Here is a 9964-nt window from a genome sequence, read left to right on the forward strand (position 1 = left end):
CGCATTTTCAACCACTTGAACGACCGATTGTTTGAGGTGTTCTTCCGTTTCAATCTCGAGATATTCGCACAGTGCAATCACAGGTAGCCCAGCTTCGGCGGCGTGATAATAAGGGCGACTGGCATCACTATTGGCTGCCCAATAATGAGCGATGTTAGCGTCGCTGTGTTGATAAGCGCATAACCTTTGCGCCCAAAGACGACACTCAACCAGATAATTTGCTTGATTAGTTGAGCGATAGAGTTCAACCGATGCAAGCAGAGCGCAATAGGCATCAATGATGTTCTCTTGGCCATCGTCGAGATAGCGCGTGTTATTTTCTTTTAAATGCCAGTAACCATGCTCCGCCGCTGTTAAATAGTGTTCTGAGGTGAAATCACCGTGAACATCTAAACGTGCTGCCACCGCAAGAGCGGCAATCGCAACGCCACCTCCTTGGCGAAATCCGGCTTGATAATCGTCAGACTTGTGGCCGGATTGAGTGGCATAGGCGCAGATCTCTCGCTGCTTAATGTCCTTGCTCCATTTGTCAAAGACCGTTGTATAAAAGAACCCCTCGGGGTTTTGCATGCGGATCAGAAAATCAGCACCAAATAACGCCTCTTCCTTAAGGCGAGTGCGAGAAAATGCAGCAAAACTCGAGTGATGTTCTAGTTGTGCCAATCCCTTTAACATATTCCAAACCACCATTGGGGTTTGTTGAGGGTTTAAATAGTTGGCGTAAGAAAGGTGACTCAGATACTTACTGACGTCACCGGAAGCGTCGTACCAGCCACCGTGTACATCGGCAGTGGTTGATGTACCAAGCAGTGGTACGAGCTTATCTTGCTGGTCGAAAATGCGACCACAACGTTGTGATTTGAAGTAGTGCAATACATCAGAAAACGTTTTTTTCATCAGTATCCCTTCACCAATTTCAAAAATGGCGGAGTGGGTATTTTCAAAACGCAGGTAATACTGCCCTGAAGTGGTGTATTGAGAAAAGTCGATCGTATAAAAGCTACCTAAATGCCAATGCGCGACTTTAGCTTGTGGTTCAACAACGAAAGTCGACACAGTTTGATGGCTGTTTGCACAAACAAGCAGAGCGATATCGGAAGAAACACGGAGCGTGTTACTCATTAATATCGCCTGTTTTGGCCCTTGTGGCTCATAACCAATATGGTTAATCAGTAGCAGCATTAAACGTCTCCAAGCCAGAACTTTGATTTTTCGTCAGCACTTAACCAGTTGAGGCATGTGCTGACTTTGTTTTATAGGTTTACCTAAGGTATTGAAGCCGATGAGGTCATGTCAGTGGCTTCAATCGCTTAAGGTGTGCGTTAGTGATTATTCAAATAAGTAACAACGAACAAAGTGGTTATCAGACAACTGAGTCACCGCTGGAAGTTGTTCACGACATTTGTCACTCGCCTGCATGCATCGACCAGCAAAAGGGCAGCCTGTTGATACCGGGGTCCAAAGTGGAATTTCGCCTTTGTTCCCTTTGAGCTTCTCGTGTATCGATTTACTAGGATCGGGTACTGCGGAAACCAATAGCTGAGTATATGGGTGCTGAGGATCGTGAATGATCTCTTCGGTATCGCCCCATTCCACCATATGTCCGACGTACATGACGGCTAAATCTTCGGCGATGTAGCGGGCAGTGGCGATGTCGTGCGTGATGTAAAGCAGCGACATCTGCTTTTCAAACTTCATCTCTTCCATCAGGTTGAGAACACCCGCACGAATCGACACATCCAACATGGAGGTTGGTTCATCAGCCAGTACCACTTCGGCACCAACCGCGATATTACGCGCTAAGTTGACACGTTGGCGCTGTCCACCAGACAACTGGTGCGGATATTTCGCGGCGGTTTCTTTTGGTGGAATAAGGCCGACTTGTTCCAGTAAATCGTGAACGCGTTCTTCTAACTCTCTCTTATTACCTGACGTCACTTTTTTATGGATAAGTAGTGGACGAGCAATATGATGAAAAATGGTGTGAGTTGGGTTGAGTGAGCCAAACGGATCTTGCCATACCATCTGGACGCCTTCGCGATAGTGCATCAGGTCACTGCGTGAAGTGATGTCTAAAATATCGCGTCCTTTGTATTCAATTACACCGGATGTTGGGGCGTACATTTTGGCAATCATTTTAGCGGTTGTTGATTTGCCAGAGCCTGATTCACCCACGACAGCCAAGCCGCGGCTTTTGAACATTTTGAACGATACGTCGTTGATTGCTCGCATCATAGGTTGTTTTAGGGCGTTACTGTTGATTGGAAAATCCTTAACCAGATTTTTCCCCTCAACCAGTAATTCACCGAAAATTTTGCTCATAATTGTCTCCAGAAATTTGTGTAATACAGCTTGTGTTCTATAGCTTCACTTGAGCAATTGAGTCACCATAAAGGTGGCAACTGGAGAAGCGTCCAAGCTCTATTTGGCGCAAACTCGTTGGAATTTTGGTGCAAGCGTCATGTACGCGGTCGCAACGAGCTTGGAAACGGCAACCCTGAGGTATATCCAATAAGTTCAACGGGTTACCCGGTATGCCAGTTAACTTCGTTTTAGGGCCAGTTAGTGGAGGGAAAGAGCTACCCAGCCCTTTGGTATAAGGGTGGAAAGGGCTTTCCAGAATCTGTTTCGAAGGCGCCACTTCAATTAATTCACCGGAATACATGATGCCAATCCGATCAGAGAACTCGACCATCAAGGACAAATCATGGGTGATGAACAAGATAGAGAAGCCAAACTCTTCTTTCAGCGCATAGATTTTTTGCAATATTTCACGCTGGACAACCACATCAAGTGCCGTAGTGGGCTCATCCATAATGATCATTTTAGGATTGAGCGCGAGAGCAATTGCAATCACCAAGCGCTGACGCATACCGCCAGAGAACTGGTGTGGGTAATCGTTTAAGCGACTTGGGTGAATATCAACAATTTCCAATAACCCTTCAGCACGTCGTTTCGCTTGTTCACGAGTCATGTTGGTATGGCGCATGATCACGTCACAAAATTGTTCTTCCATCGTCAATACTGGGTTCAAAGCGTTCATCGCACTTTGAAACACCATCGACATTTGGCTCCAGCGAAAGGATTGCATGCGTTCATCGCTGTATTTAATGATGTTTTCACCATTAAAGATCACTTCTCCACCAGTAATAAATGCGGGCGGCTTATGTAGACGCATCAATGAAAATGCAATGGTGGATTTACCACAGCCAGATTCGCCAGCAAGGCCAAATATTTCGCCAGGTGCAATGTCAAAGCTGACGTTACTGCATGCTCGCACATCACCTGCATCGGTGATGTAGTCCACGCATAGGTTACGGATTGAAATAAGTGGGTTGGTCATGATTATTTATCTCCGCTCCAAAGTGCATTTTGTGGTGGCAGTTCAGGTTGACGCTCTTTCTTGTCTTGCTCTGCGAGTTTTTTCCAACGTTTCATTCCTTTGTGTGAACGCAGTTGTGGGTTGGCAATTTCATCGACCGCAAAGTTCAGTAAAGCCAAACCAGTAACGAGCAGAGTCAGAGCAATACAGGGAGCAAGCAGTTCCCACCAAGCGCCAATCAGCATAGAAGAGGACGTTTGAACGTTGTACAACATGATGCCCCAACTGATGGTGTTTGGATCGCCAAGACAAAGGAAAGAGATGGTGGCTTCCATCATGATGGCGTACATCACTGAACCAATGAAGCTAGCGCCAACGATAGAGATGAGGTTAGGTAGAATCTCAACGAAAATGATACGCCATGATGATTCACCCAAGACTTCCGCTGCTCTGACAAACTCTTTCTCACGCAGTGCGAGTGTTTGTGAGCGTACGACCCTTGCGCCCCAAGCCCAAGAGGTACAGCCAATGATGAGTGCAATGGTTAATGGGCCTGCCTCTCCAATAAATGCCGCAACAACGAATAAAAGGGGGTATTGCGGTATCACCAGCATGATATTCATGGCGGCGGTGAGAATGTCATCGACCTTACCGCCAAAGTAACCAGCAGAAACACCGATCACAGTAGCCAGAAAACAGACCGTAATCCCTGCGCCAAAACCAACGGCGAGCGAGACTCGTGCGCCATATACTACTTGTGACCAAACATCGCGTCCCATACGAGAGGTGCCTAGCACATGGTCTTCACCTTTTGAGAGTAGTAAGGTGCGGCGGTCAGTCGCCAAGTTTTCAGCAATCCAGCCATTCTGATCTGCTTTAGCGGCTTTGACGACAAACGATGGGTACTCGTGTGGATTTCCGGTACGTTTATCTGGCGCATGTTTAGTGATCAGTGGCGCAGCAAGGGCGATGAATAAAAATAGGCCCAAAATAATGACACCGACCATGGCAACGGTATTACCGCGAATGAGTTTAATGAGATCTTTCATGATTATTTACCTCCCTTGCGTAGGCGAGGGTCTAGTACGACATAAAGCATGTCCGCCAACAGGTTAAAGAACAGCATAAAGAGCGTCATAATCAGCAGTTGCCCTTGCAGAACTTGGTAATCACGAGCGTTGATCGCATTGAATAAAACACTGCCAAGACCTGGATAGTTAAAGATAATTTCAATAATGAGCTGACCACCGATAGCCATACCCAAAGACATCGATAGAGCGGTGACACTTGGCAATAAAGCATTACGAGCGGCGTAATGGAAAACCACACGGTTTTCGCTGAGCCCTTTCCCTTTCGCCATCGTGATGTAGTCTTCAGCGAGCAAGTTAATCATGTTGTTACGCATGTTGACGAGAAACCCACCGATTTGTACTAGAGACGCACAGACAAGAGGCAAGAAAGCGTGGTAAGCCACATCTTTAATGAATGTCCAACTTGTCCAATCTGGCATCGTACCAGCAGTGTAGGCATAACCCGTAGGGAACCATTGCAAGCCGATAGCAAAAGTAAACATAGCGATCATCGCAATAACCACTTGCGGAACGGCTTGTATAACCAACATCCCCGGGGTAATAAACGTATCGTAACGACTACCTCTTTTCCATGCGGCAAAAATACCCAGTAGAGAACCGATTGAGAACGAGATCACAACCGCAGTACCCGCTAGAAATAACGACCAACCAAATGCACTACCCAGTAATTCATTGACACTTAACGGATAGAACTTAATTGATGTGCCTAATTCCCAACTCAGAATGCTTTTTAAGTAGGTCAAATATTGCACTGGCAACGGGCCATCAACGAAACCGAGAAGCTGCTTCATCGCTTCGATTCGTTCTGGTGTTACTTGTGTTGTTGCATTTGCGAACATCATGGTCACTGGGTCTCCAGGCATGGCTCGCGGAATAATGAAGTTCAATGTTGCTGCAACCAGCAACGCGATAAAATAAAATGACAAACGTCTTAAAAAATAACCCATAACTCACACCTTACTCACCCAGTTTTATCCTGTACCTGGTTTCAGGTCGCTCCTAGCGAAATTTAGAGCGAAAAATCCCCTAACGACGAGCGTTATACTTTTGCTAGGTAGTTAGGGGATTTTATTTAGCGGCGCACGAAGTACGCCGCAAGGAATGAACTTCTACTTACTTAACTGGTTTTAGGTCCAGTACGTGCAATAGACGCTCAGGGATACCAGCCCAAATATTTGGACGACCCTTAGGATTTTCTTCGTTCCACCAGCCGCTAAAGCGTGCTGTGTTGTATTGGTACATGTAAGCACCTGACATTACAGGGATGGTAACTTGGTCTTCAGCAATGATTTGCTGAATTCCGTGAGCGATTTCTAGCTGCTCGTTTTTATCCGCTGTTTTATAGAAGCTGTCTAGCAAAGTATCTAGCTTGTCGTTTTTGTAGAAGTGCATTGCAAAACGAGGCATACCGTCACCTTTCTGTAGTGCAGAGTTGTATGCACTGTTCCAATATAGATGTGGGTCTGCGCCGTGGAAGTAGTTGGTGTAAGCGACGTCATAAGTACCTTCAAGCATTGCTTGGTTATAAACCGCAAACTCTGGAGTACGTGCACGTGCTTTGATACCTACTTCAGCAAGCTGTTCAACGGCAAGTTGTACGGTGTTGTTGAAGTCAGTCCAGCCATTGGGTGATTGAACCAGTAACTCAAAAGATTTACCTGATGGAGTATCAACAAAGCCGTCTTTGTTCACGTCTTTGAAGCCCGCTTTAGCAAGCAGTTTTTTCGCGCCTTCAACATTGTACGTGTTGTAGCCTTTGTACTTATTGTGGACGTTTTCATCAGACCAAGCTTGGAACGCATAACCGAGGCCTGAAGCGAAGTCGTTAACGGTACCACCGCCGTAGAAAGCGATGTCGATAATAGTTTGACGGTCAAGAGCCATAGAGAACGCACGACGGAAATCAACGTTGCTTAGCGCTTCATTTTTCACTGCATCTGGATTTTTGAAGTTAACAACAAATGCTTGTGTGCCTGATGGCGGATACCAGTAGTGGTGGCTAGGGCTTGCTGCGGCATAAGTACGGTCAATATCTGGAACGAATGAAGAGGTCCAATCGAGTTCAGAGTTAACAATTTTACCGAGCAACTGATCATTGTTTGCAATTTGAGGCACACGTAGACAGTCAACCTCAAGGTTTGCAGCATCCCAGTAATTAGGGTTACGACATTGAATGTATAACTGTGGAGTGAAGGTGTCGATTTCAGTAAATGGACCAGTACCTACGGGTTTCTCGTTAGTGAAAGTCGTTGGATCTTTCACGTCTTTCCATACATGTTCAGCAACGATAGGTACCAAAGAAATCTCATAAGGTACGTTTGAGTTCGCTTCAGTTAAACGGAAACGAACTTGGTAGTCGTTCAGTTTTTCTACGCTCGTTACCCATTTGTTGATACCGCGCTGGTCAAGTTCAGGTTTATTTTCCAATAAGCCATAAGAGAACACGACATCATCCGCTGTAAATGCTTGACCATCTGACCATTTAACACCTTTACGGATATCAAAAGTGACGCTCATTAGGTCATCAGACATTTTAAAGCCTTCAGCCAAACGCATAACGGGTGTATTACCATGCATTTCGTTGAAGATGACCAGTGGTTCATAGATGAAATCAGTGGTCGTACGTAGGTTTGTTGCTAGATACGGGTTAAAGTTACGCACCATTGTAGGGTAGAAATCAGGTACGATCGTTAGCTCACTGCGTGCGACTGCTGGAGCTGAAACGCTCGCGGCGGCGGCGATAACTGCAGCGGCTAGCGCTGTTTTTTTAATATTGGCAAGCATAGCTGTTCCTTACTATTTGCTTTCATTTCACTAATGGATATGAATGTCATCAATTGATAAACACTCTCCAAGGCCTACCTCATTGCGTGTTAACAAACCGGAGGAGTTGGTCAACATGAGTGGCCTGTAGACCTTTGGCAGGAGTAAGAAGACACCTTGGAGAGAAAATTATCAATTTGAATTCCCGTTAAAAACGTCAATTTGTAGAAAGTGACCGTTATAAACGTCAATTTACCATCTTTGGTTTGATTTTTACTCTCATTTAGGTCAGTGATCTGCCTCTCATACTCAATTCGACTAACTTATGGTTGTAAGCGCTTGCTATCTTTTTATCCCTTTATTTTTAATGTTTTTTTGTTTTTTTGTATCATGAGATCTTGCTCACTTATCGTTTTGTCATTAATTTTTCCACTTAAATTAATTCTGCCGAATTGTTGTGATTCGGTTCGCAATCTGGATCTTTATTCACCTTCAATTGAAAATGTTCTGATTTTTTTGCCTGAAAATCAGTTTTTACTTCCAATTATTCTCGTCATTCTCTCTCTTTTTTTCTATTGAGAAGTAAGGATTGCAATATGCAATGAGTAAGATACTCCGAGAGTAGTGGATGCTTGAGGTTAGCATGAATTAAATTTAACTAGTCATAACTCTGGATGCATCAATGGGTTGGTTGTCACGTTGAGGGTAATCGAAATATAATGATAAAAAAGCCTGCAGTGTGCAGGCTTAATGGTATTGATGTGCTTAGAGTGATGAGGTCAGTAGCTTTTGCAACTTATCGCGCTGCGCTTCGATATGAGTACGTTCTGGGCCGTACTCCTGACAATGCTCAAGAATGTAATCTAACGAATTAAGAACCGTACGCCAGCGAGGTGTCTTGGGCAATGTCTCGATACGTAAGTATTTGTCTAGTGTCCGAGTCTGTAATGTGCTTCTATCGAGATACACTCGCCATAGCCCACTCTGCTCTGCAAAGGTAAACTTGCTTTGGTTACTGACCCGTTCCCAGTAATCTAAAGCACTGGTCATTGCTTCAACCAGTACTTCGCGCATTAAATCTTGCTTAGATTGACTCTCTCCCGATACTTTGTCGGCGATACGTGTGAACTCACCACCGAGTTCTTTGAGCTGCTGCAGTTTTTCTTTATCGCCTTCAAATGCGTAACTGGATAGCGCTTCAATAGCGGTTTCAAGGTTATTGATGCGCGCTGCATTGATGTTTCCACCTACGTTAAAGATGTACATAGCCTGCAACCCAGAGCCATCCGGTAGCCGTAACACATCAGCAGACATATGCTGACGTGAATCTTCGACATAGATATCGATATTACCGCAGTAATGCTCTTGCTCGACGACTAAGTATTTGGGAGCGATGAGTTCTTCCGCATTTGAGCGCTTTAGTTGTTCTTGGCTACGCTTAAATAACCGAGCAGCAGCTTCATTTGCAAAGCGTATTTTATGATCGTCTCGAATGCAAATAATCGCCTCAGGAGCAGATTCAAGTTGCTCTAGTAGGCGGCCTTGGGTTTCCAATAAACTGGCTTCTACCATGGCTCTACGTTTCAGCTCTTGTTGCAGTTGGTTGTTCTCAATACGTCTTTGTTCAGCTTTGCTGGCCGTTAAATGCGCCGTAATACGTGCAGCGAGCTCTTGCTTATTAAACGGCTTCGATAAGTAATCGTTCGCTCCCGCTGCAAAACCACGAACTCTATCGTCAGTTTGATTTAATGCCGTCAACATAATGATAGGTAGTTCGGCATGATCGTATGTTTCTCTTAACTTTTCACAGACTTGGTAGCCGCTTAATTCTGGCATCATAATGTCGAGCAGTAGAAGTTGCGGTTTTTCTTTTTCGAGCGCGCTAATGACTTCATTGCCATCTTTAGCGGTGAGGACTTGATAGCCTTCTAAACGTAGGAAGCTGTCTAGGACACGCAGATTGACGGGTTCATCATCGGCTATCAGTAGCACTGGGCCTTCTTTATTTTCAGGCAGTGAATGCATTTCAGGCAGTTCAATGTCTGAAATGGTCGGAGATTGGAAATGGCCGGTTTCCATATAGCTTGTCGACTCAATTTCCGCTTTTGATGCTAATGGCAAGGTAAAGCTGAATGTTGTACCGACCATAGGTTGGCTACTGACATAAAGCGTTCCTTGCATCAATTCGATCAATTGACGGCTGATCGAAAGACCTAAACCAGCGCCTTGTCGATAACGACTGGCATCTTGCCCTGCTTGAATCAGTGGTTCAAAGATGTGTTCAAGTTGCTCTGCTGGAATGCCTTGTCCCGTATCGACAACTTGGACGCGAATCTTGTCATCAACCACATTGGCTGAAATGACAATTTTCCCTTCGGTCGTATATTTAATGGCGTTTCCTACAAGGTTATAAAGCACTTGCTCTAATCGTTGTGGATCGGCAGAGACCCAAATGCATTCGTCAGGGATTTGGTTTATTACGCGAATGGGCTTTTTGTTGAGTAGATGATTCGACAGCTCTAACACTAAGCGTGTTGCGCCGGATAGATCAACGGCACACTGTTTGATATCCAAGCTGCCATAGCGCATTTTATGGTAATCGAGTAGGTCATCGACCAAGTTTGTCAGCCGTTGTCCACTGCTGATGATTATGCCCAATTGATAACGGTGATCGGCGGTGATAGTGCCACTTGACCCAGAGATCAGTGCTTCTGCAATACCGACCATGCCGTGCAGCGGTGTTCTTAATTCATGTGAGGTTGTGGCTAGGAATTCATCTTTTAGTTGT

7 protein-coding genes are annotated in these 9964 nt (G+C 45.1%); all 7 read right to left on the reverse strand.

Translation table 11 applies throughout. The features are described from left to right. Window positions 1–1182 (reverse strand): glycoside hydrolase family 9 protein (locus VOR_RS0109500; protein ID WP_010319472.1); only part of this gene is annotated, 1182 nt, incomplete at its 3' end. Between the two features lie 147 nt (window positions 1183–1329). Next, complete coding sequence (locus VOR_RS0109505) at window positions 1330–2322, reverse strand: ABC transporter ATP-binding protein (protein WP_010319473.1); 993 nt, start codon at window positions 2320–2322, stop codon at window positions 1330–1332. Between the two features lie 37 nt (window positions 2323–2359). After that, window positions 2360–3343, reverse strand: a complete 984-nt coding sequence (locus tag VOR_RS0109510) for an ABC transporter ATP-binding protein (RefSeq protein WP_010319474.1) — start codon at window positions 3341–3343, stop codon at window positions 2360–2362. 2 nt (window positions 3344–3345) lie between these two features. Further along, on the reverse strand, window positions 3346–4371 hold the full coding sequence (locus VOR_RS0109515) for an ABC transporter permease (protein ID WP_010319475.1): 1026 nt from the start codon (window positions 4369–4371) through the stop codon (window positions 3346–3348). Window positions 4372–4373: 2 nt separating this feature from the next. Continuing rightward, a complete protein-coding gene (locus VOR_RS0109520; RefSeq protein ID WP_010319476.1) occupies window positions 4374–5360 on the reverse strand; it encodes an ABC transporter permease in 987 nt (328 codons plus the stop codon). A 166-nt stretch (window positions 5361–5526) separates the two neighbouring features. Further along, window positions 5527–7197 carry an ABC transporter substrate-binding protein gene (locus VOR_RS0109525; RefSeq protein WP_010319477.1) on the reverse strand — a complete coding sequence of 557 codons (1671 nt, stop codon included), beginning with the start codon at window positions 7195–7197 and terminating at the stop codon, window positions 5527–5529. Between the two features lie 744 nt (window positions 7198–7941). Continuing rightward, on the reverse strand, window positions 7942–9964 hold a 2023-nt coding region (locus VOR_RS0109530), incomplete at its 5' end, for an ATP-binding protein (RefSeq protein ID WP_010319478.1).

Origin of the sequence: Vibrio ordalii ATCC 33509, assembly GCA_000257205.1 — a bacterium.
In the GTDB taxonomy this organism is placed as follows: domain Bacteria; phylum Pseudomonadota; class Gammaproteobacteria; order Enterobacterales; family Vibrionaceae; genus Vibrio; species Vibrio ordalii.